The sequence below is a fragment of the Roseobacter sp. FCG-D35 genome (assembly GCF_033436665.1).
Taxonomy (GTDB): Bacteria; Pseudomonadota; Alphaproteobacteria; order Rhodobacterales; family Rhodobacteraceae; genus JAWQFO01.
Genome location: NZ_JAWQFO010000003.1, coordinates 75,061 through 99,318, shown reverse-complemented (window position 1 = coordinate 99,318; position 24,258 = coordinate 75,061). Strand labels below are relative to the sequence as shown.

The following is a 24,258-nucleotide window of genomic DNA, read 5'->3' as shown; positions in this document are numbered from 1 at the left end:
AGGTGTTTCACGTGAAACATTTTGACGTGATCGTGGTCGGCGGAGGCCATGCGGGCACCGAGGCGGCCCATGCCGCGGCGCGCTCCGGTGCGCGAACTGCGCTTGTCACCATGACGGAAGACGGGATCGGCGTGATGTCCTGCAATCCCGCGATCGGAGGGTTGGGCAAAGGTCATCTGGTGCGCGAGATTGACGCGCTGGACGGGGTTATGGGTCGCGTCGCGGATCATGCGGGAATCCAGTTCCGCCTGCTCAACCGTCGCAAGGGTCCAGCGGTGCAGGGGCCGCGCGCGCAAGCCGACCGGCAGCGGTACCGTTCCGAGATGCTGCGGGTGACGAAGGCTCAAGCCGGACTGCACATCATCACCGGAGAGTGCGTCGACTTCCTGATGGACAAGGACCGGGTTACCGGCGTCGTTCTTGACGATGGGACCGAAATCCGGGCCGACGCGACAGTCCTGACCACGGGAACATTTCTGCGCGGCGTGATCCACATCGGAGACGTGTCGCGGTCGGGCGGCCGGATGGGCGATCGGGCGTCGGTGAAATTGGCCGAACGAATCGACAGTTTCGACCTCGACCTTGGCCGTCTCAAGACGGGAACCCCACCGCGACTCGACGGGCGCACCATCGATTGGGATGGGCTCGAGATGCAGCCGGGGGACGATAGTCCGACCTTCTTCTCTTTCCTTACGACCGAAGTGTCGGCGCGCCAAGTGTCCTGCGGGATCACCCACACCAATCCGCGCACCCATGACATCATCCGCGAGAACCTCGCGCGGTCCGCGATGTACGGCGGACATATCGATGGGGTGGGTCCGAGGTATTGCCCGTCCATCGAGGACAAGATCGTACGGTTCGGCGAGAAGGACTCGCACCAGGTTTTCCTTGAACCCGAGGGGCTGAACGACGCGACGATTTATCCGAACGGCATATCGACCTCGCTGCCCGAAGACGTGCAGCTCCAATACGTGCGGTCGATGAAGGGGCTGGAGGGGGTCGAGATCCTGCAACCAGGGTATGCCATCGAGTACGATTACGTCGATCCGCGCGCGCTCGACGCGACATTGGCGCTTCGGACGGTTCCCGGGCTTTTCCTCGCCGGCCAGATCAACGGAACCACCGGCTACGAAGAAGCCGCGGCGCAAGGAATGGTGGCCGGGCTCAACGCGGCGCATGCGGCGCTGGGTCGGGAATCCGTCGTATTCTCGCGGGCAGAGAACTACATCGGCGTCATGATCGACGATCTGACCACGCGTGGCGTGACTGAACCCTACCGGATGTTCACGTCCCGCGCCGAGTTCCGTCTGTCGCTACGGGCGGACAACGCCGATCAGCGGCTGACGCCCTTGGCGATGGAGCTCGGTATCGCCAGCGATGCCAGGCGCGCTGCGTTCGCGGCCAAGATGGAAGACCTCGAAGCAGGACGGAAGACGTTAAAATCGCACGCCTTCACGCCCAAGGAGCTTGCGGCCCACGGAATTCGGGTCAACCAGGATGGTTCGCGGCGGAATGGCTATGAATTGCTGGCATTTCCGGATGTCGAATTTGCCGACATTCTCCCGCTCGAGGAGACGTTTTCCGAGATCCCGCCGGAAACCCGGCAGCAACTGGGGCGCGAGGCGCTGTACGCGAATTATCTGACGCGGCAACAGCGGGACATCGAAATGCTCCGCAAGGACGAGAACCTGCGGATACCGGGCGATATCGACTACGCTGCGCTGGACGGGTTGTCTAAGGAATTGCAGGGAAAACTGAGTGCGGCGCGCCCCGGAACCCTGGCGCAAGCGGCGCGCATCGACGGCATTACGCCCGCAGCCTTGACATTGATCCTCGCCAAGGTTCGCGGTGCGCGGAAGCGGTCCGCATGACCCCTTCTGCCGCGGCACCCGATGTTTCACGTGAAACACACGAACGGCTGGACGCTTACGCAGCCTCGGTGGAAAAGTGGACGCCCCGGATAAACTTGGTGTCGAAATCTGACGCAGCGCACCTCTGGACCCGTCACATTGCTGATTCCATGCAGCTTTTCCACTTGCAGTCCCGCGCGAAACTCTGGTGCGACATCGGAAGTGGCGGCGGTTTCCCCGGATTGGTTCTCGCGATCATGGCGGCCGAGGGTGATCCGGCGCGCGAAACCGTTCTGATCGAAAGCGACCAACGGAAATGTGCCTTCCTGCGCACGGTCGCCCGCGAGCTGAGCCTCAAGGTGCGCGTGATTGCCGATCGCATCGAAAATGTAGCGCCGGTCGGGGCGGACGTGGTGTCGGCGCGGGCGTTGTCCGATCTCGACCAGTTGCTCGGCTATGCCAAAAGGCACCTCGGACCTCAAGGCACGGCGCTTTTTCCGAAAGGTCGGAGGTGGCAGCAAGAGGTCGAGGCAGCGCGGGCCCACTGGACGTTCGATCTCGTGACGCACCCCAGCCGGACCGATCCCGATGCAGCGATACTGGAAGTAAGGACTCTCGAACGTGTCTGATCTCTCGCGGCCGCAGGGCCCCAAGATCATCGCCGTGGCCAATCAGAAGGGCGGTGTGGGCAAGACCACGACGGCAATCAACCTCGCCGCTGGACTTGTCGAGCTTGGCCAGCGAGTCCTGGTCGTCGATCTCGACCCGCAGGGCAATGCGTCGACCGGCCTGGGGATCGAGCTCGATGATCGCGAGTTCACGACCTACGAACTGTTGCTCGAGGATATCGATCTGAAGTCTGTGATCCTCGAGACCCCGATCGAAGGTCTGATGATCGTCCCGTCGACGGTTGACCTGAGTTCCGCCGATCTGGACCTGATCTCGAACGAAAAGCGCAGCTTTCTTCTGCACGACGCACTGCGCCAGACCGCGATGGACGCATTCAACCTCGATTTCATCCTGATCGACTGTCCGCCGTCGCTGAATCTTCTGACCGTGAACGCCATGATCGCGGCGCACTCGGTCCTCGTGCCGTTGCAGAGCGAATTCTTCGCGCTGGAAGGCTTGTCGCAGCTCATGCTGACGATCCGGGAAGTCCGCCAGAGCGGCAACAAGGACTTGCGCATCGAAGGTATTGTGTTGACCATGTATGACAAACGCAACAACTTGTCCCTGCAGGTCGAACAGGACGCTCGCGAGAACCTTGGAGAGCTGGTCTTCCAGACGCGGATTCCGCGCAACGTCCGGGTCAGCGAGGCGCCGTCCTTCGCGCTGCCGGTGCTGAGTTACGACACGCAGTCGAAAGGCGCGCAGGCGTACCGGTCGCTGGCGATGGAAATACTGAACCGGAACGCCGCGAAAGCGGCTTGAGAGGTAGCAAAGCATGGCAATGGGTTCGGACAGGAAGCGTGGGCTCGGGCGCGGGTTGTCTGCGTTGATGGCGGACGTGGCGGAGACTGAGGAGGCGACGCGTCAGGGTCCGACCGCGGCGGATCGCCTGGTCCCGATCGAACGCGTGGTGCCGAACCCCGAACAGCCGCGTAAACGATTTGCCGCGGAAGACCTCGAGGACCTGGCCGGATCGATCCGCGAGAAGGGGATCATCCAGCCGCTGATCGTGCGGGCCAAGGGTGACCAGTTCGAGATTGTGGCCGGGGAGCGCCGCTGGCGCGCGGCGCAGCAGGCGCAGCTGCACGAGATCCCGGTGATCGTGCGCGACTTTACAGATGTCGAGGTTCTGGAAGTCGCGATCGTCGAGAACATCCAGCGCGCCGACCTGAACGCGATCGAAGAGGCGGCGGGTTACCGGATGCTGATGGACCGGTTCGGGCACACGCAGGAGAAGATGGCCGAAGCGCTCGGCAAAAGCCGGAGCCACATCGCCAACCTGCTGCGGTTGCTGCAACTCCCGGACTCGGTGCTCGAATTCGTGCGCGGTGGCGAGTTGAGCGCGGGCCATGCCCGGGCCCTGATCATGGCACGTGATCCGTTGCAACTGGCGCGCAAGGTGATCCAGGGCCGGCTGTCGGTGCGCGAGACCGAGGCATTGGTCAAGAAGGAGAGCGCGCCGGAGCAGGGGGAGAGCACGCCGCGTCCGACCCGCGAGACCGGGGAAAAGGACGCCGACACCAAAGCGCTCGAGGGCGATCTGTCGGCGGGTCTCGGCATGAAGGTCTCGCTGAGCCACAAGCCGGGGCAGGAATCGGGGCAGATGGTGATCCAGTACCAGTCGCTCGACCAGCTTGACGAGCTGTGCCGGCTGCTGAGCGTCAGCTAGACCCCGACCAGGCGGGAAATCACCGCGTTCAGAAGCATAAACCCTTGTTCTGAAACAATTATTCTGTCTTCTTGATCAGAGATCATGCCAAGGTCGCGCAAGTCCGACAGGGTGACCGGGTCCAGGGGCCGGCCAGCGAGTGCGGCATACCGGACCGGGTCGATCCCTTCCTTGAGACGCAGGCCCATCAGCAAGAATTCCGCGGCCTGATCCTCGGGCGTCAGTGCGGTTCGGGGCAGTTCAGCCTCGTTTGTCGCCACGCCGTCCAGCCACGCCTTCGGCATCCGGCGCGCCTCGGTCGCGACGCGCCGACCATCCAGCGTCAGGCGGCCATGGGCGCCCGGACCGATCCCGATGTAATCTCCGTAACGCCAGTAGACGAGGTTGTGGCGCGACTGTGCGTCGTCGCGCGCGTGGTTCGAGACCTCGTAGGCCGGCATTCCGTGCGCGCCGCAAGCCTCCTGGGTCAGCGCGAACATGTCCGCGCCGAGATCTTCGTCGGGCAGACCGCGCAGGCGCCCGGCCTTGTAGCGGTCTCCGAAGGCGGTGCCTTGCTCGATGGTCAACTGGTAGAGCGAGAGGTGGTCGATGGCGAGCGAGAGCGCCCGGGTCAACTCGGCCTCCCATTCCGCCAGCGTCTGATCCTGGCGGGCATAGATCAGGTCGAAACTCACGCGGTCGAACGCCGAGCGGGCGATGTCGAAGGCCTTCAGCGCCTCGTCGGTACTGTGCAACCGGCCCAGCCGGCGCAGGTCGGCATCGTTCAGCGCCTGGATGCCCATGGAGACCCGGCTGATCCCGGCCTGCCGGTAGGCAGCGAAACGACCTGCCTCGACCGAGCCCGGGTTGGCTTCGAGCGTGATCTCGAGATCGTTGGCAACGGGCCAGAGGCGGCGCAGCTCGGCGATGATTTCGGCCACCGTTTCGGGCTGCATCAGGCTGGGCGTGCCGCCGCCGAAATAGACCGATCTCAGAACCCGGCCCGGAGTCTCGGCCGCGGCACGGTGCAGCTCCGACAGGTAAGCTCGGCGCCAGGCGTCATGGTCGATCCGGGCCGAGACATGGCTGTTGAAATCGCAGTAGGGGCACTTCGATTCGCAGAACGGCCAGTGGACGTAGAGGCCGAAGCCGCCCTGTTGCCAGTCCTCAGCCAAAGCAGGCCGAGATCAGCTTGGCGAAGGCATCGGCACGGTGGCTGATCGCGTTCTTCTGCGTGGAGGGCATTTCCGCGAAGGTGACGTCATGTCCGTCGGGCTGGAACATCGGGTCGTAGCCGTGGCCCTGCTGACCCCGGATCGGCCAGACCAGCGTGCCGTTGACCTTGCCCTCGAACACCTCGTCATGCCCGTCCGGCCAGGCAAGCACCAGCGTGGCGCGGAACCGGGCGCGGCGCGGATGCGGCGCGCCGCGTTCTTCCAGCAGCGTATGCGTCTTCGTCATCGCCTTGAGGAAATCGCGGCCTTGCGGCGTCTCGGCCCAGTCGGCGGTGTAGACCCCGGGCGCGTTTTCGAGCACCTCGACCTCGATCCCGGAGTCGTCGGCCAGTGCCGGCAGCCCCGTCGCCTTGGCGGCGGCATGGGCCTTGATGCGGGCGTTTCCGACGAAGGTGGTTTCGGTCTCCTCCGGCTCCGGCAGCGACATCTCGGCAGCACCCACGACGGCGACGCCATGCGGTTCGAAGAGTTGCGCCATCTCCTCGAGCTTGCCCGCATTATGCGTGGCGATCAGGATCCGGTCGCCCTCGAAGCGGCGTGTCATGCCACGGCGGCTTTCTGGATCTCGGCCAGTTCGGTCACGCCCTTTTCGGCGAGGTCGAGCAGCGCGTTCATCTGGTCGCGGGAATAGGTGGCGCCCTCGGCGCTCATCTGCACTTCGATCAGGCGGTGCGAACCGGTCATGATGAAGTTGCCGTCGACGCCGGCCTCGCTGTCCTCGGGATAGTCGAGGTCGAGCACGGGCTGTCCCGCATAGATGCCGCAGCTGACCGCGGCGACCGGATCGGCAAGTGGATCGGTAATGACGTCGCCGGCCTTCATCAGCTTCTGCACGGCGAGCTTCAGCGCCACCCAGCCGCCGGTGATCGAAGCGCAACGGGTTCCGCCATCCGCCTGGATCACGTCGCAGTCGACGGTGATCTGGCGTTCGCCCAGGGCCACGCGATCGACGCCGGCGCGCAGCGACCGCCCGATCAGGCGCTGGATCTCGACGGTGCGGCCACCCTGCTTGCCGCTGGCGGCTTCACGCCGCATCCGCGTGTTGGTGGCGCGCGGCAGCATGCCGTACTCCGCCGTCACCCAGCCCAGACCGGAGCCCTTGATGAAGGGCGGCACGCGATCCTCGATGGTGGCGGTGCAGAGCACATGGGTATCGCCCATGTGGATCAGCACGGAGCCTTCGGCGTGCTTGGTGAAACCAGTTTCAATTGAAACTTCTCGCATTTGGTCGAGTTGTCGGCCTGACGGGCGCATGATCTGTCCTTTTTGCTGTTGTCCCCGGATAACGTTCCGGGCGCGCGGGATGCAAGCCTGATTGATTTCGGGCAGGTTCGTGCTTTTATCTTGGACGGGGAAAGAAGGCGGCGATGAACGACGGCAAAAACATCCTGAACGAGATGAACGAACGCTCACGCGAAGTGTTCCGGCGCGTGGTCGAAGGCTACCTGGCCGATGGGCTGCCTGTGGGCTCCCGAACGCTGACACGCGACTTCAGCGAGAAGGTGAGCGCGGCGACGATCCGCAACACGATGCAGGATCTGGAATACCTCGGCCTGCTCGACAGCCCGCATGTCAGTGCCGGACGAGTGCCGACGCAGTTGGGCCTTCGGATGTTCGTCGACGGGCTTCTCGAGGTCGGCAACCCCGACGCGCAGGACCGCGAGCGGATCGACGCGACGCTCGAGCCGGGCGAGGGTGATGTGGCCGAGATGCTCGACCGGGTCGGATCGGCGCTGTCGGGGGTGACCCATGGTGCCTCGCTGGTGCTGACGCCGAAACACGAGGCGCCGATCAAACACATCGACTTCGTGTCTCTGGCGCCCGACCGGGCGCTGGTGGTGCTGGTCTTCGCCGACGGGCATGTCGAGAACCGGCTTTTCAGCCCGCCGCTTGGCCAGACTCCGAGTTCAATGCGCGAGGCGGCGAATTTCCTGAATGCGCTGATCGACGGCAAGACGTTGGGCGAGGTCCGGCTGAGCGTTCAGGACCAGATCACCCAGCGCAGGCAGGAAATCGACACGCTGGCGCAGGAACTCATCGAAAGCGGTCTGGCGGTCTGGGAGGGCAACGGCGATCAGATAGAGCGTCTGATCGTGCGGGGCCGGGCGAATCTGCTGACCCAAGAAGGCGAGGCGGAGGACCTTGACCGCATCCGCAGCCTCTTCGACGACCTCGAACGCAAGCGCGACATTGCCGAATTCCTCGAGCTTGCCGAAGGCGGCGACGGTGTGCGCATTTTTATCGGTTCGGAGAACAAACTTTTTTCACTTTCGGGTTCCTCTCTGGTGGTTTCCCCATATATGAACGCTGATCGAAAGATCATTGGCGCCGTGGGCGTCATTGGTCCGACACGACTGAATTACGGAAGAATCGTGCCGATCGTGAGCTATACGGCACAACTGGTCGGAAAGCTGATCTCCGACCGGAGTTAGAGGTGACATATGGCAAAGCCAAGGGAAGACGACTTTCTCGATGATATCGAGAATGCCGAAACGGAAGAATATGCCGACGCCGCGGCAGAGATCGACGCCGAGGAGCTGGAGCTGGATCAGCTTCGGGCCGAGCGCGATCAGCTGAAGGACCGGTTCATGCGGGCGCTGGCGGATGCCGAGAACGCGCGCAAGCGGTCCGAGAAGGATCGGCGCGAGGCCGAGCATTACGGCGGCGCGAAGCTGTCGCGCGACATTTTGCCGGTCTATGACAACATGAAGCGCGCGCTCGACGCCGCGACGGACGAACAGCGCGACGTAGCGGGCCCGTTGATCGAGGGTATCGAGCTGACGATGCGCGAGCTGCTCAACGTGTTCAAGAAGCACGGGATCGAGGTCATCGCGCCGGAAGTGGGCGACCGGTTCGATCCGCAGCATCACCAGGCGATGTTCGAGGCCCCGGTGCCGGGCACCAAGGCCGGCGACATCATCCAGGTCGCCGCCGAAGGTTTCATGCTGCGCGACCGGCTGCTGCGCCCGGCGCAAGTCGGCGTGTCCTCGACGCCGGCAAGCTGAGCCTGTCGGGCCATTCGGATTTCGGAGGCGGTCAGGTTCTGGCCGCCTCTTTCAGTTTGTAAACCAGTTCCAGCGCCTCGCGCGGGGTCAACTCGTCCGGCAGGACGGTTTCCAGCGCCTTTTCGACGGCCGAATCCTGTTTCGGTGCAGGTGGCGGTGCGGCAGGACGGGCCGAGAACAACGGCAGGTCGTCGATCAGCGTCTTCTGAGTCGCGCCGCCTTCGCGCTCGCCTTTTTCCAGAGCGTCGAGCACGACCCGCGCCCGGGCGATCACGGCGGGTGGAAGTCCCGCAAGCTGGGCGACCTGCACGCCATAGGACCGGTCGGCGGCCCCCTTGCGCACTTCGTGCAGGAAGATCACCTCGCCCTCCCACTCCTTGACGGCGACGGTGGCGTTCTCGACACCGGCAAGCTTTCCGGCCAGCGCCGTCATCTCGTGATAATGCGTGGCAAAGAGCGCGCGGGCCCGGTTCACGTCGTGCAGGTGTTCCAGCGTCGCCCAAGCGATGGAAAGACCATCATAGGTCGCCGTGCCGCGCCCGATTTCGTCGAGGATCACCAGCGCGCGGTCGTCGGCCTGATTGAGGATCGCCGCGGTCTCGACCATCTCGACCATGAAGGTCGAGCGCCCGCGCGCAAGATCGTCCGAGGCGCCGACGCGGCTGAAAAGCTGGCTGACGAGGCCGACGTGGGCCGAGGCCGCCGGGACGAAGCTGCCCGCCTGAGCCAAAAGAGCGATCAGCGCGTTCTGGCGCAGGAATGTCGACTTGCCGGCCATGTTCGGCCCGGTCAAAAGCCAGATCGCCGCCGCATCGCCCTCGGCGCCGAGGTCGCAATCGTTGGCGATGAAGGGCTCTCCGCCTTGGGTTTGCAATGCACGCTCGACCACCGGGTGGCGCCCGCCTTCGATGGTAAAGGCGCGGCTGTCGTCGACCTGCGGACGCACCCAGCTCTCGATCGCGGCGACTTCGGCCAGCGCCAGCGCAAGGTCGAGTTCGGCGAGCGCGGCGGCGGTGGCGCCGACCGGGCCGGAGGCGGTCAGCACCGTTTCGCAAAGCCCTTGGTAGAGACACTTTTCGATCTCGATTGCCCGCGATCCGGCGTTCAGGATCCGCGTTTCCAGCTCCGACAGTTCGACTGTGGTGAACCGCACCTGATTGGCGGTGGTCTGACGATGGATGAACCTGTCCGAGAGCGGCGGCGACAGCATCTTCTGGGCATGCGTCGCCGTGGTTTCGATGAAGTAGCCCAGCACGTTGTTGTGCTTGATCTTGAGCGAGGCGATGCCGGTTTCCTCGACGAACTGCTGCTGCATCCGGGCGATGACACCGCGACCCTCGTCGCGCAACTGGCGGGCCTCGTCGAGGTCGGCGTCATGACCGGGGGCGATGAACCCGCCGTCGCGCGCCAGAAGCGGCGGCTCGGCGACCAGCGTCGAATCGAGCGCGGCGATCAGCGAGTCATGCCCCGTCAGGTCGCCGGCGGCCTGGGCCAGAATGCCGGGCAGGTCGTGGCCCGACAGCAGCGCGGCCAGCTCTTCGGCCCGAGACAAACCGTTGCGGATCGCGCTGAGGTCGCGCGGCCCGGCCCGGTCGAGCGCGATGCGCGACAGGGCGCGGTCGATGTCGGGCACCTTGCGCAGCAGGTCGCGCGCCTCGCCGCGCACTCCGGCGTGGTCGACGGCGAAAGACACCGCGTCGAGACGGTCGCGCACAAGCGCGAGGTCGCGTGACGGGCTCGAAAGCCGCCGTTCGAGCAGCCGCGCGCCGGCGGCGGTGGCTGTGCGGTCCATCACCGAAAGCAGCGACCCGGCGCGGCTTCCGGCCAGCGACCGCGTGATCTCGAGGTTGCGCCGCGTGGCGGCGTCGATCTGCACGGTGCGCTCGGGCGAGTCGCGACGCGGCGGGCGCAGCAGTGGCAACTGACCTTTCTGCGTCAGGTCGAGATACTGCACGATGGCGCCCAGCGCCGAAACCTCGGCGCGCGAGAAGGTGCCGTAGCCCTCCAGGGTCTCGACCCCGAATAGCGCGCACACCCGGTCCTCGCCCGAGGTGCTGTCGAAGGCGGAGCGGGCCAGCGGAGTCAGGGCGATGCCGAAATCCTCGGCCACCGCGCGCAGCTCCGCCTCGCGGGTTTCCGCCACGATCAGCTCGGACGGGGCGAGCCGCGCCAATTCCGGACCCAGCCGGGTCGCGGTCAATGGCATGACGTGCAGCGCGCCGGTCGAGATGTCGACCCAGGCAAGCGCGGTGTCGTCGCGCACCTCGGCAAAAGCGGCGAGGTAGTTGTGGCTGCGCGCCTCGAGCAGCGATTCCTCGGTCAGCGTGCCGGGGGTGACCAGCCGCACCACGTCGCGTTTGACGACCGATTTCGAGCCGCGTTTCTTGGCCTCTGCGGGGCTTTCCATCTGCTCGCAGACGGCGACGCGAAACCCCTTGCGGATCAGCGTCAGAAGGTAGCCTTCCGCGGAATGCACCGGCACGCCGCACATCGGGATGTCGTCGCCGTCGTGCTTGCCGCGCTTGGTCAGCGCGATGTCGAGCGCCTCGGCCGCGGCCACCGCGTCGTCGAAGAACATCTCGTAGAAATCACCCATGCGGTAGAACAGCAGGGCGTCGGCGTGCGCGGCCTTGATCTCGAGATATTGCGCCATCATCGGCGTCACGGTCATGCTGGCCCCCCGGCGGTTTCGGCGGACCTTACAAATCCGGGACCGGCGGCGAAAGCGCCAATTCTGGCCCATTGAGGCAGGTCTGCAATGCCGCTAGAACAGCCGGTACGCTGCCAAGGGGGAGGCTCGCCAGTGTCCAAGAACCGCATCACCGACGAAGAGGCGCTGGCCTTCCATCTCGAACCGGCACCGGGAAAATTCGAGATCTCGGCGACGGTCCCGATGACCACGCAGCGTGACCTGAGCCTGGCCTACAGCCCCGGTGTCGCGGTGCCCTGCGAGGCGATCTCGGACCGGCCCGAAACCGCCTACGACTATACCAACAAGGGCAACCTCGTCGCGGTGATCTCGAACGGGACGGCGGTTCTGGGACTCGGCAACCTCGGCGCGCTGGCCTCGAAACCGGTGATGGAGGGCAAGGCGGTGCTCTTCAAGCGCTTCGCCGACGTCAATTCGATCGACCTCGAACTCGACACCGAGGACACCGATGCCTTCGTGAACGCGGTCAAGCTGATGGGGCCGACTTTCGGGGGCATCAACCTCGAGGACATCAAGGCGCCGGAATGTTTCATCATCGAGCAGCGGCTCAAGGAAGAGATGGACATCCCGGTCTTTCACGACGACCAGCACGGCACGGCGGTGATCTGTGCGGCCGGGCTGATCAACGCGCTGCACATCTCGGGCAAGAAGATCGAGGACGTGCGCATCGTGCTCAACGGGGCCGGGGCGGCGGGGATCGCCTGTCTCGAACTGCTGAAGTCGATGGGGGCGCGGCACGAGAACTGCATCATGTGCGACACCAAGGGCGTGATCTACCAGGGCCGCACCGAGGGCATGAACCAGTGGAAATCGGCGCACGCAGTCAAGACCGAGCTGCGCACGCTAGAAGAGGCGATGAAGGGGGCCGATGTGTTCCTCGGGGTCTCGGTCAAGGGCGCGGTCACGCAGGACATGGTCGCAAGCATGGCCGACGACCCGGTGATCTTCGCGATGGCCAACCCCAACCCCGAGATCACGCCGGAAGAGGCGCGCGCGGTGCGGGCAGACGCGATCGTGGCGACCGGGCGCAGCGACTATCCCAATCAGGTCAACAACGTGCTGGGCTTTCCCTATCTCTTCCGCGGTGCGCTGGACATCCACGCGCGCGCCATCAACGACGAGATGAAGATCGCCTGCGCCCATGCGCTGGCGCTTCTGGCGCGCGAGGACGTGCCGGACGAGGTGGCGCTGGCCTATGGCAAGAACCTCAGCTTCGGGCGCGATTACATCATCCCGACGCCCTTCGATCCGCGCCTGATCCACCGCGTTCCGCCCGCCGTGGCCAAGGCCGGCATGGACACGGGCGCCGCGCGGCGGCCGATCATCGACATGGACGCCTATGAGCTGTCGCTGAAATCGCGCATGGACCCGACGGCAAGCATCCTGCGCGGCATCACAGCGCGGGCGCGGGCGAACCAGACCCGGATGATCTTTGCCGAGGGCGACGATCCGCGGGTGCTGCGCGCGGCGGTGACCTACCAGCGCTCGGGCTTCGGCAAGGCGCTGGTCGTGGGCCGCGACGACGACGTGCGCGCCAAGCTCAAGGAGGCGGGGCTCGAGGACGCGGTGCGCGAGATCGAGGTCGTGAACGCCGCCAAGACGATGCATCTCGAGACCTACAAGGCGTTTCTTTACGACCGCCTGCAGCGCAAGGGATTCGACGCGCAGGACGTGCATCGCCTTGCCGCCCGCGACCGGCACGTGTTCTCGGCCTTGATGCTGGCGCACGGGCATGGCGATGGCCTCGTCACCGGTGCGACGCGCAAGTCGGCGCATATCCTTGAGCGGATCAACCACGTCTATAACGCCGATGTTTCCAGTGCTGCGGCCGGGATCACCGCGCTGGTGCACAAGGGGCGCATTGTGTTCATCGCCGATACGCTGGTGCACGAATGGCCCGACGAGGAGGATCTTGCCAATATCGCCGAGCGTGCGGCGACGGTGGCGCGCAACATGGGGCTCGAGCCGCGCGTGGCCTTCGTCAGCTTCTCGACCTTCGGCTACCCGGTGTCGGAACGCGCCACCAAGATGCTCGAGGCACCGCGCGTGCTCGACCAGCGCGGCGTGAGTTTCGAATACGAGGGCGAAATGACGGTGGATGTCGCGCTCAACGCCCGCAGCCAGGCGCAATACCCGTTCTCGCGCCTGACCGGACCGGCGAACATCCTTGTCGTGCCGGCGCGGCATTCGGCCAGCATCTCGGTCAAGCTGATGCAGGAAATGGCGGGTGCGACCGTGATCGGGCCGATCCTTGCCGGGGTCGACGGGGCGATCCAGATTTGTTCCTCGACCTCGACCGCGAACGACATCATGAACATGGCGGTGCTCGCGGCGAGCGGGGTGGGACGGTGACGGTCTTCAACCTCGGCTCGATCAACGCGGACTTCGTCTACCACGTGCCGCATCTGCCGGGTCCAGGCGAGACGCTGAGTGCGGCCAAGCTGACCCGCGGGCTGGGGGGCAAGGGCGCGAACATGTCGGTCGCGACGGCCCGGGCGGGGGCGCGGGTCGTGCATATCGGAGGCGTGGGAAAAGACGGGCGGTGGGCGGTGGAGCGTCTGCTGGAGTACGGCGTCGACACGCGGCACATCGCGGAAACCGAAGCGGCCACGGGCCACGCGGTGATCTACCTCGATCCCGAGGCCGAGAACACCATCGTCATCTTTCCCGGCGCCAATCGCGAGGTCACGGCTGAGATGGTCGAGGCCGCGCTGAGCGAGGCGGGACCGGGGGACACGCTGATCTTTCAGAACGAGACCAGCATGCAGCGCGAGGCGGCCGAGGCGGCGCGCGCCAAGGGGATGCGCGTGGCCTATGCGGCGGCACCCTTCGAGGCGGCCTCGGTGCGCGCGGTTATGGATTTGCTCGATCTGCTTGTCCTGAACGCGGTGGAGGCCGAGCAGTTGCAGCGCGAAACAGGCTCCAACCTGGCGGATCTGCCGGTTTCGGACATCGTGGTGACGCGCGGCGCCGAAGGTTGCTTGTGGATCTCGCAGGAAGATCGGGCGGGTCGCAGCTTTGAGGCGCTGAAGGTGGAGGCGGTCGACACCACCGGCGCGGGGGACACCTTCACCGGGTATCTCGTCGCCTGTCTCGACCGGGGGATGCCGATGGCGCAGGCGGTCAGCCAGGCGATGCGGGCGGCGGCGCTGATGGTGACGCGCCACGGCACCGCCGACGTCATCCCCGACCTCAAGGAGATCGAGGACCACGTCTTCGGGCGTTAGCTTCCGACGAAGGGCGCCGCGCTGCCCCAAAGCTGGCGGACGCGTGTGTCGCGTCCGCAGGCTTCGCGATAGGCCTTGTAAGCGCTGGCCTGGCGTTTCGGGCCGAACCGCGTGAGGATCAGCTTGTCGCCCTTGTAGTAGTCCTGGTGGTAGGCGTCGGCGGGGTAGAACCGCCCGGCATCGAGCACCGGGGTCACCACCGTCTGGCCGAGCGCCTGCTGGGCCTGGGATTTCGCGGCCTGCGCGGCCTGTTTCTGCGCCGCGCCGTCGGCGAAGACCGCCGTGCGGTAGCTGTCGCCGCGATCGCAGAACTGCCCGCCCGCGTCGGTGGGGTCGATCGACCGGAAGAACATGTGCAAAAGCTGCTCGCGGCTGACCACCGACGGATCGAACCGGATCTGCACCGCCTCGTAATGCCCGGTGCTGCCACCGGTCACCTGCTTGTAGGTCGGGTTCGCCGTGGTTCCGCCGGTAAAGCCCGACACCGCCCCCTTGACGCCTTTCACCTTCTCGAAGTCGGCCTCCACGCACCAGAAACACCCTCCGGCGACGGTCAGGGTTTCGGTTTCGGCCGCATGGGCGCCGCGGCTCTGCGCGATCAGGCCAAGTGCGATGGCCGCGGCAAGGGCGCAGGTGCGCAGGGTGTGATGATGTCTCGGCATGTGCATCTCCTCTGGACCCAGTCTAGGCGAGGCCGGGTGCGCCTCAATTCACGCTGCGGTGAAAACACGGGCGTGTGAGCGCGGTTTACCTCTTGGCTTTGCCGGGCGGCGTTCCTAGCGTGCGCTGAAACAGACCGGGCCGGGACAGGGCGCGGAATGTTACAGCGGGCGTCGGAATGAGGGCGGGACGGAATGCGGATTGCAATGTGGTCGGGACCCCGGAACCTCTCGACGGCGATGATGTACAGTTTTGGCGCGCGCGACGATTTCCACGTCATGGACGAGCCGTTCTACGGCGCTTACCTCATCGAGACCGGGCTCGACCACCCGATGCGCGACGAGATCCTTGCCGTCCACGAGACCGACGCGCGGAGCGTGGCCGAGGTCTGCGGCGTCGAACTCGCCGACCGTCCGCACCTCTACATGAAGCACATGGCGCATCACATGCTCGACGGCTTTCCGCTGGGCTGGGCCGAGGGCTGCGTCAATGTCCACCTGATCCGCCACCCGGCGCGGGTGATTGCAAGCTACGCGGCCAAGCGCGAGGCGCCGGATCTTCGCGATATCGGCTTCGAACAGCAGACCGCGCTATTTGACCGGCTGGGCGGGATCGTCGTGGACAGTGACGACATCCGCGCCGACCCCGAGGCCATGCTCCGGTTGCTCTGCGATCGGATCGGGCTGCGCTTTGATGCCGCGATGCTGTGCTGGCCGGCGGGTACGCGCAGCGCCGACGGTGTCTGGGCGGCACATTGGTACGGCGCGGTCCACCAGAGCACAGGGTTTGCGGGGGCCGAGGGTCCGCTGCCCGACCTGTCGGGACGCGAGGCGGAGCTGTCGGCCGAGGCGCTGCCGTATTACGAGGCGCTATGGAACCGGCGCCTGCACTGACACCTCCACGGCGAGGCGGTTGCGCCGTGTCTCCGGATCAAGTCGCTCCAATGGCGAAGGTGGGTTGCAGGCGGCCCGGGGTCGGGCCGCCATCGACGCTGCGGCGCGTTACAGCGCGTTCTTGAAGATCTCTCCGCCCTTCATGATCAGGTCGAAGCGTTCCTCGTATTCGGTCATCACCGACATATCCTCGAGCGGGTTGCCGTCGATCAGCAGGATATCGGCATGCGCACCTTCCGCGATCACCCCGAGCGTGCCCGGGTAGGGGTTGCGCGGACCGGACAGCGCCAGAAGCTCGGCCGATTTCGAGGTCGCCTGCCGCAGGATCTCGATATTGTCGAACCACTCGGTGCGCAGCACGAACTCTTCGTTGGCCCGCGCGAGCATCGCAGGCGAGGTGATGACGTCGGTGCCGAAGACGATGTTTTCGAAGCCCAATTCCTTGGCCATGGTGAACATCTGGTCGATGCCGTCGAAAGCTTCGTCGTGCCGGGCCTTCTGCTCATCGTTGTAACCCGCCGGATGGAAGGTATAGACAATCACCTGCGGCGACAGCCAGGCGTCCTTCTCCATCATCAGGCGCATCGCCTCCTCGCTCATCAGGTTGCCGTGCTCGATCGATTTCACGCCGTTCTCGAGCGCGCGGATGATGCCGTCGGAGTTGTAGACATGGGCGGTGACGTAGGTGTTCCAGTCCTCCGCCGCCTCGACGGCGGCGCGGATCTCGTCATCGGTGTACTGCATGGTGTCAAGCGGGTCGGCATACGATCCGGTACCCCCGCCCACGGAAATCTTGATCTGCGAGGCCCGGCGGCGCAGCACCTCGCGCACGGTTCTCAGGACCTCTTCACGCCCGTCGGCAATCGCGGCATGGAAGTACTTCATCGGCACACTGGGATCAAACTCCAGCGATCCGGGCGCGTTGGCGTCGGTCCGGTGGTCCGAATGGCCCGAGCTCTGCGAGATCATCGGGCCCGACGGGTAGACGCGCGGGCCGACGAGGATGCCCTGGTCGATGGCGAGCTTCAGCGAGAAGGAATTGCCGCCGACGTCGCGGACGGTCGTGAAGCCTTGCATCAGGTATTGTTCAGCCGTGACCGACGCCACATAGGCCCAATATTCCCGGTCGGAAGAGAACGCGAGGCCGAACGGCATCTGGAACATCAGATGCGAATGCATATCGGCGAAGCCCGGCATCAGGAAGCGCCCGCCGGCGTCGAGCACGGTGGCACCCTCGGGCGCGTCGAGATCGGCCCCGATGGCCGAGATCAGCCCGTCCTCGACCAGCACGTCCTGCCCTTCGATGAGATCTTCGCTGACCCCGTCGAAGATGCGTGCGCCGGTGATCAGCGTGGCGTCCTGCGCGACGCCGGGCGAGGCGAGGGCAAGACAGAAAATACTGGCGAGAAACGTTCTGGGCGCGCGCATGGCAACTCCTTTCAGATGTCGAACGGGATGGATTTGCAGAATTTTCTTTTCGTGGCCGTAAGGCTTCGACTGTATCTTCCGACCGGCCTTCGGCGGCGGAAGGTCGTTCCGGTCGGGGCGGGCCCGACTGTTTCGCGGCGGCTTGATAAACGCCCGTCGGTAAATCCAGTGGCAACGGTCATGCGACGTCTTCTGTCCGGTAGAGGCCGAGCGCCACGATGATGTTCAGGATCGTCCCGTAGAGATTGATGCCGACGGCCACGACGAACACCGGAACCGAGGCGTAGTCGTCCAGCCCGTTCTGAACGACATTGGCGATAACCCCGCCGCCACCGAACACGACAATCGCCGGGATCATTGCGAGGCGGTACCAGCCGACACGGCCCATGCCCGGCAGCTTCAGGCTGGTCGCGTAGAGCGTGAACATCACCAGCGATGCCGCAACCGGCGCCGCGCTGAGCGGCGCACCCGCGATTAACGCGGTGAGACCGCTTGCGATGAGAAAGCCGAAGGCGAGAGCCGCGAACAGCCATTGCAGACGCAAAAGCTTTGCGAGCGGCAGCGGAAACGTCACTTGGGCACTCCTCGTGTCGCCTCGACCAGGGTCGCGCAAGACATGGTGTACCCGAGGCCAAGAAAGTCTTGCCCGCAACCTTAGGGGTATTTCTCGAAATTGTCAGGCTTTCCCTTGGGTTAGTGCTGTGGGCCGAATTCGAGCAACCTTCAAGTTTCGCGGCGGCTGAAACTTCCCGGTGATCGGCCACGTGACTGCGCGTGTAATTGGAACCAAGGGAGACCAACCGATGAAAATTGCAGCAACAATTTCCGCTCTCGCGCTTGTGGCCGGAGCGGCGTTTGCCGACAACCACGCACCGATGGTGATGGCAAGCGACCAGGACGTGTCGAACGGCATCGTGAGCGCCGAAAAGGTCATGGCCGGCGAGAACGGCTGGCTGGTCGTGCATCGCACCGATGCCGAGATGAAGCCTGGCCCGGTGGTGGGCTATGCCCCGCTGCGCGGTGGCGAGAACACGGACGTCGCGGCGATCCTCACCGAAGAGGTGCAGCCCGGCGAGATGCTGATGCTGATGATCCACTCGGAAGCGGGCGGCATGACCACCGGCGCCTTCGAATACACCCTCGGCGCGACCGAGGACGGGCCGATCAAGCCCGACGGAAACCTGGTGATGCAGGTCGTCACCGCCAAGTAAGCTGCATCCCACCGGTTATCCCCAATGACACAGGGATGCGCAGCCCGGACCGGTTCACCGGTCCGGGTTTTTACCTGCCCGACAGACGCTTGTCGCGGGCGGCCAGAAGCTTGAGGCGCAGCGCGTTGAGCTGGATGAAGCCTGCCGCGTCCTTCTGGTCGTAGGCGCCGGCATCTTCTTCGAAGGTGACATGCGCTTCGGAATAAAGCGAATGGTCGGACCAGCGCCCGACCGTGCGCACGTGCCCCTTGTAGAGCTTGAGCCGAACCGTGCCGGTGACATGCTCCTGGCTCGCGTCGATGGCGGCCTGCAGCATCTTGCGCTCGGGGCTGTACCAGAACCCGTTGTAGATCAGTTCGGCGTAGCGCGGCATCAGCTCGTCCTTGAGATGCATCGCGCCGCGGTCGAGCGTGATCGATTCGATCCCGCGATGCGCCTCGAGCAGCAGCGTCCCGCCCGGGGTCTCGTAGATGCCGCGTGACTTCATGCCCACGAAACGCCCCTCGACGAGGTCGAGCCGGCCGCAGCCGTGCTTGCCGCCCAGTTCGTTGAGCTTCGTCAGCAGCGCGGCCGGGGACAGCGCCTCGCCATTGATGCTGATCGCGTCGCCCTTCTCGAAGCCGATCTCGACATATTCCGGCGTATCTGGTGCTTTTTCCGGGTCGGTGGTGCGCTGGTAGACGTAATCCGGCGCATCCTCGGCCGGGTCCTCCAGCACCTTGCCTTCGGACGAGGTGTGCAGAAGGTTCGCATCCACGCTGAACGGCGCCTCGCCGCGCTTGTCCTTGGCGATCGGGATCTGGTTCTGCTCGGCGAAATCGATCAGCCGGGTGCGGCTGGTCAGGTCCCAGACCCGCCACGGCGCGATCACCTTGATGTCGGGATTGAGCGCATAGGCCGCAAGTTCGAAGCGAACCTGGTCATTGCCCTTCCCGGTCGCGCCATGCGCCACCGCATCGGCCCCAGTCTCGGCCGCGATCTCCACCAGCCGTTTCGAGATGAGCGGGCGCGCGATCGAAGTGCCCAGCAGGTAGAGCCCTTCGTAGACCGCGTTGGCGCGGAACATCGGGAAAACGAAATCGCGCACGAACTCCTCGCGCACGTCCTCGATGAAGATGTTTTCGGGCTTGATGCCCAGCAGTTCCGCCTTCTTGCGCGCCGGTTCCAGTTCCTCACCCTGGCCGAGATCGGCGGTGAAGGTCACCACTTCGCAGCCGTACTCGGTCTGCAGCCACTTGAGGATGATCGAGGTGTCGAGACCGCCGGAATAGGCGAGCACTACTTTCTTCGGCGCGGACATGCGGAATTCCTTCGTTCGGGATCGCGAAGCGCGATAGCGGGTTTTCGATGCGCTCGCAAGCTTGGCCCGCGTTGACCGGCGCGGCGGCGATGCCTACTGATCGTGCACCCGACACGAGGACCCCCGTGATGACCCGCGACGCCTTCATCGCCGCCGCCCGCGCCGCCGAACGCGACATGCGGAGCGTCTTTCCCGAGACGCCGCTGATGCGCAACGATCACCTGAGCGCGCGGTTCGGCGCCGACATCTGGCTCAAGCGCGAGGATCTGAGCCCGGTGCGTTCGTACAAGCTGCGCGGGGCCTTCAACGCGATGCGCAAGCAGATCCCGGGCAAGTCGCTTTTTGTCTGTGCCTCGGCGGGCAACCACGCGCAGGGCGTGGCCTTCATGTGCCGGCATTTCGGGGTCAGGGGCGTCGTGTTCATGCCGGTGACGACGCCGCAGCAGAAGATCCAGAAAACCCGCATGTTCGGTGGCGGCATGGTCGAGATCCGGCTGGTCGGGGACTATTTCGACAAGACGCTGGGCGCCGCACAGGCGTTCTGCTCCGAGGCAGGCGGGCATTTCTTGTCGCCCTTCGACGACGCGGATGTGATCGAGGGGCAGGCGACAGTGGCGGTGGAGATCGAGGCGCAGCTCGGGGCGCTGCCGGACCGGATCATCCTGCCGGTGGGCGGCGGCGGGCTGTCCTCGGGCGTGCGCAGCTATTTCGGCACCGACTGCGCAATGACCTTCGTGGAACCCGCGGGCGCAAAAAGCCTCGCCGCCGCGCTGGCCGAGGGACAGCCCGTGGACGTCTCGCCGATCAACAATTTCGTCGACGGGGCGGCGGTGGCCAAGTTGGGCGAAAAGACCTTCGCGCGGCTAGCCGGAGTTGATCCCGGCGACGTCCTCAGCCTTTCCGAAGACCGCATCTGCGTCACGATCATGGAGATGCTGAACGTCGAGGGCGTGGTGCTGGAACCCGCCGGCGCGCTGGCGGTCGAGGCTTTGTCCGAGCTGGGCGAGACGATCCGCGGCAAGACTGTGGTCTGTGTCACCTCGGGCGGAAACTTCGATTTCGAGCGCCTGCCGGAAGTGAAGGAACGGGCGCAGCGCTACGGCGGGGTGAAGAAATACTTCATCCTGCGGATGCCGCAGCGGCCCGGGGCGCTCAAGGAGTTTCTCGAGATCCTGGGGCCCGACGACGACATCGCGCGCTTCGAATACCTCAAGAAGTCCGCGCGTAACTTCGGCTCGGTACTGATCGGCATCGAGACCAGCGCGCCTTCGAATTTCGACGCGCTGCGCGGCAAGCTCGACGCGGCTGGGTTCACTTACACCGACATCACCAACGACGAGACGCTGGCGCAATTCGTGATCTGAGGGAGCGGGCATGGACTTCGAAAGCAGGACCGTGGTGGTCACAGGAGGAGCCAGCGGGATCGGCGCCGCACTTGCGCGGCGGTTCGCGAAGGCGGGCGCCCGGGTCTGCATTGCGGACCACGACGCCGCCGGCGCACGGGCCGTCGCGGGCGAGATCGGCGGGCTCGGGGTGACGTGCGACGTGACCCGCGAAGAGGCCGTTCGGTCGCTTGTCGATGAGGTGCGAACGAAGCTTGGTCCGGTGGACATTTTCGTCTCTAACGCGGGCGTTGCGCGCGGTCAGCCGGGACATGCCGTCTCTGCCGACGACGACGTCTGGACGCTGAACTGGCGCCTGCATGTCATGGCGCATGTCTACGCGGCGCGGGCGCTCCTGCCCGAGATGATCGCCCGGCGCTCGGGACATCTCGTCAGTGTCGCCTCGGCGGCGGGGCTTCTGAACCAGATCGGAGACGCGGCGTATTCCGCGACCAAGCATGCCGCCGTCAGCTTTGCCGAGTCGCTGGCGATCAGCCACGGCGACGACGGCATCGATGTCTCGGTGGTCTGTCCGCAATATGTCGCGACCCCGCTGATCGGGCTGGCCTCCGGGGATGCCGATGACGTGCCGGGCCTGCTCACCGCCGAAGAGGCGGCGGCGGTGATCGTCGAAGGCGTCGCGAAAAAACGGTTCCTGATCCTGCCGCATCCGCAGGTCGCGGATTACGCTGCCCTGCGCGCGCGCGACCCCGAAGCGTGGATCGCGGGCATGCGCAAGCTGCGCCGCCGGACCGCGGCGGCAGACGGGTCGCTGGATGCAGCCGCGCTTTACCGTCTGGTCTAGCCGGCGCGGCGCTCTCCGATCTGTGAAAGGAACAGCGACCGCGTGGCATCGTAACAATCCGCGATCCGCTCGACCTCGATCACGGTGAGGTTGCCGGTACGGGCAACAATCTCTCCAACCTTGCAGAGTTCGACGAAATCCTCGAAGCCCAGGTTGAGCGCGCTGCCCTTCAAGGAATGCAGCAGTTCCGGAAGATCGCCCGCAGCGGGCGCCTGCCGGAGCTGTGAGATCGCCGTTCCGGTTTCACTGAGGAAAAGTTCGACGATTTCGTCGAACACGTCCGCGCCCAAGTCCCTTTTCAACGTCTCGATCTGGTTCCAGTCGATCATCGCTACCCCGTCTGCCTCCGGCGCAAGCCTCGCGGCATATCGTTAACATGAGGTAACGCGGAAGATTTGAACCAAGTGAATTCGAGCATTCACACGACCTTAAACCCGGTGCCGCTAAGCCCGGTTGGAGGATCCTCGCACGGGACGACCGAATGCTGCTTGAAACCGATCCGACCGGGCTGACCGGACAGCGCGCCCGTGCCCGCGCGGCGCTGTCGGTCCTGGTCGTTGACGACAGCCCGATGCAGCGCCGGGTGCTCTCAGGGCTTCTGGGTCAGGCGGGTCACGCGGTGACCGAGGCCGGATCGGGCGAGGAGGCGCTGGCGCGCAGTGCCGAACACCCGCCCGACCTGGTGCTCAGTGACTGGGTGATGCCGGGCATGTCCGGGATCGAGTTCTGCCAGCGCTTCCGCGAGCAGTCTGTGGACCAGTTCGCCTACTTCATCCTGCTGACGTCGAAAAGCGACAAGCAGGACGTGGCCCAGGGTCTCGACGCGGGGGCCGACGATTTTCTGACCAAGCCGGTGCATGGGCATGAGTTGCGCGCGCGCGTCGATGCCGGTCGGCGCATCCTGCGGATGCAGCGCGAACTGACCGAAAAGAACCGGCTGATCTCGGAAACGCTGGACGAGATGCAGCGGCTCTACAGCGCGCTCGACAGCGATCTCGCCGAAGCCCGGAAGCTGCAGCAATCTCTCGTGCGCGAAACGCATCGCCGGTTCGACGGCGGCAGCGTGTCGCTGATGCTGCGGCCCAGCGGCCATGTCGGGGGCGATCTGGTCGGGTTCTTTCCCGGCGGCCAGGATCGTGTCGGGCTTTTCGCCATCGACGTATCGGGCCACGGCGTCAGCTCGGCGCTGATGACCGCGCGCCTGGCCGGGTATCTCTCGGACGGCACGCCGGAGCAGAACATCGCGCTCGCGCGAAGCGACGATGGCGGTCACGCGCCACGCCCCCCGGCCGAGGCCATCGGCACGCTCAACGACCTGATCCTCAACGACATGTCGACCGAGCATTATTTCACCATGCTGCTCGCGGACGTCGACCTCGGAACCGGGCGCATCGCCATCGGCCAGGCGGGTCACCCGCACCCGATCGTGCAGCGTGCGGACGGACGCATCGAGCAGGACGCGCCGGGCGGGTTCCCGGTCGGGCTGATGCCGGGGGCGAGTTTCACGCAGTACGAGCTGACGCTCGATCCCGGCGACCGGCTGCTGATCCTGTCGGACGGCGTGGCCGAGTGCCCGTCGAAGTCGGGCACGTTTCTTGGCGATGACGGGGTGGAAGGGTTTGCCCGCGACCTCGCGCATGTGCGCGGACCGGAGTTTTTCGAGGCGCTGATCGAACGGCTGTCGCGGTTCAGGGGCGGTACGAAGTTTCCCGACGACATTTCCGGGATCCTTCTGGAATTCGACGGCCCGTCATAACCCGAACCACGACCGCAGGAACCGCCGGTCGCCTTCGTTGCCGAGGATCGTGGCGGCCTCGCGGGGTGTCAGAACCAGAGTCCGGTGATCCGCTTCGGTCGGCGCGGCCACCGGGCGGACGGGGCGTGCGACGTAGACATGGCAGAGCTTTTCGGCCCAGAGGTCGTATTCCGGCATGAAGGCGAAGCGCCGGAAGGCGCCCAGACGGCGCGGACGCGCAATGCGCCAGCCGGTTTCTTCAAGCACCTCGCGGTGCAGCGCCTGCACCGGGCTCTCGCCGGGATCTACGCCGCCGCCGGGCAGCTGGACATCGACCGGGTCACCGGTCTGGACGGTCAGCAGGACCCGGTTTCCCAGCGGCAGGATCGCGTAGGTGCCGGGCCGCGTCCGGTAGCGGCGGTCTGCGCGTGGTGCATGGCCGACCCTCGGGATCATGGGCGCAAGTCCTCTTTTCATCCGTGTTGTAGGCCATATATGGA

23 protein-coding genes are annotated in these 24,258 nt (G+C 65.4%); 13 read left to right on the top strand and 10 right to left on the bottom strand.

Translation table 11 applies throughout. The features are described 5' to 3' along the window. The first annotated feature begins 2 nt into the window (after positions 1 to 2). The 4 genes from mnmG to R5H30_RS08775 are packed head-to-tail and all read left to right on the top strand — an operon-like array spanning position 3 to position 4,188. Positions 3 to 1,871: a tRNA uridine-5-carboxymethylaminomethyl(34) synthesis enzyme MnmG gene (gene mnmG, locus R5H30_RS08790; RefSeq protein WP_318327863.1), complete on the top strand. Its 1,869-nt coding sequence runs from the start codon at positions 3 to 5 to the stop codon at positions 1,869 to 1,871. Then, positions 1,868 to 2,479, top strand: coding sequence for a 16S rRNA (guanine(527)-N(7))-methyltransferase RsmG (gene rsmG / locus R5H30_RS08785; RefSeq protein WP_318327862.1), 612 nt, complete (start codon positions 1,868 to 1,870; stop codon positions 2,477 to 2,479). Before mnmG ends, rsmG begins: the two co-directional genes overlap by 4 nt. Continuing rightward, positions 2,472 to 3,281 carry a ParA family protein gene (locus R5H30_RS08780; protein WP_318327861.1) on the top strand — a complete coding sequence of 270 codons (810 nt, stop codon included), beginning with the start codon at positions 2,472 to 2,474 and terminating at the stop codon, positions 3,279 to 3,281. Before rsmG ends, R5H30_RS08780 begins: the two co-directional genes overlap by 8 nt. A gap of 13 nt (positions 3,282 to 3,294) precedes the next feature. Then, entirely contained in the window at positions 3,295 to 4,188 is an 894-nt protein-coding gene (locus R5H30_RS08775) for a ParB/RepB/Spo0J family partition protein (RefSeq protein WP_318327860.1), read from the top strand. Here R5H30_RS08775 and hemW read toward each other — a convergent pair. The 3 genes from hemW to rph are packed head-to-tail and all read right to left on the bottom strand — an operon-like array spanning position 4,185 to position 6,656. Continuing rightward, on the bottom strand, positions 4,185 to 5,342 hold the full coding sequence (gene hemW, locus R5H30_RS08770; protein WP_318327859.1) for a radical SAM family heme chaperone HemW: 1,158 nt from the start codon (positions 5,340 to 5,342) through the stop codon (positions 4,185 to 4,187). The two genes, R5H30_RS08775 and hemW, sit on opposite strands and share 4 nt — an antisense overlap. After that, positions 5,335 to 5,946, bottom strand: a complete 612-nt coding sequence (rdgB, locus tag R5H30_RS08765; protein WP_318327858.1) for an RdgB/HAM1 family non-canonical purine NTP pyrophosphatase — start codon at positions 5,944 to 5,946, stop codon at positions 5,335 to 5,337. Before rdgB ends, hemW begins: the two co-directional genes overlap by 8 nt. Next, positions 5,943 to 6,656: a ribonuclease PH gene (gene rph / locus R5H30_RS08760; protein ID WP_318327857.1), complete on the bottom strand. Its 714-nt coding sequence runs from the start codon at positions 6,654 to 6,656 to the stop codon at positions 5,943 to 5,945. The genes rdgB and rph overlap by 4 nt, the downstream gene beginning before the upstream one ends. 113 nt (positions 6,657 to 6,769) lie before the next feature. Between rph and hrcA the strand changes: the two genes are divergently transcribed. After that, entirely contained in the window at positions 6,770 to 7,834 is a 1,065-nt protein-coding gene (gene hrcA / locus R5H30_RS08755) for a heat-inducible transcriptional repressor HrcA (protein ID WP_318327856.1), read from the top strand. Between the two features lie 9 nt (positions 7,835 to 7,843). Beyond that, positions 7,844 to 8,407: a nucleotide exchange factor GrpE gene (locus R5H30_RS08750; protein WP_318327855.1), complete on the top strand. Its 564-nt coding sequence runs from the start codon at positions 7,844 to 7,846 to the stop codon at positions 8,405 to 8,407. A 31-nt stretch (positions 8,408 to 8,438) separates the two neighbouring features. On the opposite strand, the gene mutS is transcribed toward R5H30_RS08750, so the two are convergent. Continuing rightward, positions 8,439 to 11,078, bottom strand: a complete 2,640-nt coding sequence (gene mutS, locus R5H30_RS08745; RefSeq protein ID WP_318327854.1) for a DNA mismatch repair protein MutS — start codon at positions 11,076 to 11,078, stop codon at positions 8,439 to 8,441. Between the two features lie 132 nt (positions 11,079 to 11,210). On the opposite strand from mutS, the gene R5H30_RS08740 reads away from it, so the two are divergent. After that, positions 11,211 to 13,469, top strand: coding sequence for an NADP-dependent malic enzyme (locus tag R5H30_RS08740; RefSeq protein WP_318327853.1), 2,259 nt, complete (start codon positions 11,211 to 11,213; stop codon positions 13,467 to 13,469). Next, positions 13,466 to 14,344 (top strand): ribokinase, encoded by an 879-nt coding sequence (locus tag R5H30_RS08735; protein WP_318327852.1) that lies wholly within the window; start codon positions 13,466 to 13,468, stop codon positions 14,342 to 14,344. Before R5H30_RS08740 ends, R5H30_RS08735 begins: the two co-directional genes overlap by 4 nt. On the opposite strand, the gene msrA is transcribed toward R5H30_RS08735, so the two are convergent. Further along, complete coding sequence (gene msrA, locus R5H30_RS08730) at positions 14,341 to 15,006, bottom strand: peptide-methionine (S)-S-oxide reductase MsrA (RefSeq protein ID WP_318327851.1); 666 nt, start codon at positions 15,004 to 15,006, stop codon at positions 14,341 to 14,343. The two genes, R5H30_RS08735 and msrA, sit on opposite strands and share 4 nt — an antisense overlap. A 192-nt stretch (positions 15,007 to 15,198) precedes the next feature. Here msrA and R5H30_RS08725 point away from each other — a divergent pair, with 192 nt between their 5' ends. Next, positions 15,199 to 15,897, top strand: a complete 699-nt coding sequence (locus R5H30_RS08725) for a sulfotransferase-like domain-containing protein (RefSeq protein ID WP_318327850.1) — start codon at positions 15,199 to 15,201, stop codon at positions 15,895 to 15,897. Between the two features lie 108 nt (positions 15,898 to 16,005). Here R5H30_RS08725 and R5H30_RS08720 read toward each other — a convergent pair whose 3' ends face one another. Both R5H30_RS08720 and R5H30_RS08715 read right to left on the bottom strand, forming a co-directional pair. Continuing rightward, positions 16,006 to 17,325: a metal-dependent hydrolase family protein gene (locus R5H30_RS08720; protein WP_318327849.1), complete on the bottom strand. Its 1,320-nt coding sequence runs from the start codon at positions 17,323 to 17,325 to the stop codon at positions 16,006 to 16,008. Positions 17,326 to 17,503: 178 nt separating this feature from the next. Then, positions 17,504 to 17,899: a hypothetical protein gene (locus tag R5H30_RS08715; RefSeq protein ID WP_318327848.1), complete on the bottom strand. Its 396-nt coding sequence runs from the start codon at positions 17,897 to 17,899 to the stop codon at positions 17,504 to 17,506. Positions 17,900 to 18,128: 229 nt separating this feature from the next. Between R5H30_RS08715 and R5H30_RS08710 the strand changes: the two genes are divergently transcribed. Next, positions 18,129 to 18,536, top strand: coding sequence for a DUF7282 domain-containing protein (locus tag R5H30_RS08710; protein WP_318327847.1), 408 nt, complete (start codon positions 18,129 to 18,131; stop codon positions 18,534 to 18,536). A gap of 70 nt (positions 18,537 to 18,606) precedes the next feature. Here the strand turns inward: R5H30_RS08710 and R5H30_RS08705 are convergent, their stop codons facing one another. Continuing rightward, positions 18,607 to 19,836: an argininosuccinate synthase gene (locus R5H30_RS08705; RefSeq protein WP_318327846.1), complete on the bottom strand. Its 1,230-nt coding sequence runs from the start codon at positions 19,834 to 19,836 to the stop codon at positions 18,607 to 18,609. A 128-nt stretch (positions 19,837 to 19,964) separates the two neighbouring features. On the opposite strand from R5H30_RS08705, the gene ilvA reads away from it, so the two are divergent. Both ilvA and R5H30_RS08695 read left to right on the top strand, forming a co-directional pair. Continuing rightward, on the top strand, positions 19,965 to 21,200 hold the full coding sequence (ilvA, locus tag R5H30_RS08700; RefSeq protein ID WP_318327845.1) for a threonine ammonia-lyase IlvA: 1,236 nt from the start codon (positions 19,965 to 19,967) through the stop codon (positions 21,198 to 21,200). Positions 21,201 to 21,210: 10 nt separating this feature from the next. Continuing rightward, positions 21,211 to 22,023 carry an SDR family NAD(P)-dependent oxidoreductase gene (locus R5H30_RS08695; RefSeq protein WP_318327844.1) on the top strand — a complete coding sequence of 271 codons (813 nt, stop codon included), beginning with the start codon at positions 21,211 to 21,213 and terminating at the stop codon, positions 22,021 to 22,023. On the opposite strand, the gene R5H30_RS08690 is transcribed toward R5H30_RS08695, so the two are convergent. Beyond that, complete coding sequence (locus R5H30_RS08690) at positions 22,020 to 22,352, bottom strand: Hpt domain-containing protein (RefSeq protein ID WP_318327843.1); 333 nt, start codon at positions 22,350 to 22,352, stop codon at positions 22,020 to 22,022. The genes R5H30_RS08695 and R5H30_RS08690 overlap by 4 nt on opposite strands. Positions 22,353 to 22,504: 152 nt before the next feature. Between R5H30_RS08690 and R5H30_RS08685 the strand changes: the two genes are divergently transcribed. Further along, positions 22,505 to 23,779, top strand: a complete 1,275-nt coding sequence (locus tag R5H30_RS08685; RefSeq protein ID WP_318327842.1) for a PP2C family protein-serine/threonine phosphatase — start codon at positions 22,505 to 22,507, stop codon at positions 23,777 to 23,779. Here R5H30_RS08685 and R5H30_RS08680 read toward each other — a convergent pair. Continuing rightward, a complete protein-coding gene (locus R5H30_RS08680) occupies positions 23,774 to 24,214 on the bottom strand; it encodes an NUDIX domain-containing protein (protein ID WP_318327840.1) in 441 nt (146 codons plus the stop codon). The two genes, R5H30_RS08685 and R5H30_RS08680, sit on opposite strands and share 6 nt — an antisense overlap. Positions 24,215 to 24,258 lie beyond the last annotated feature (44 nt).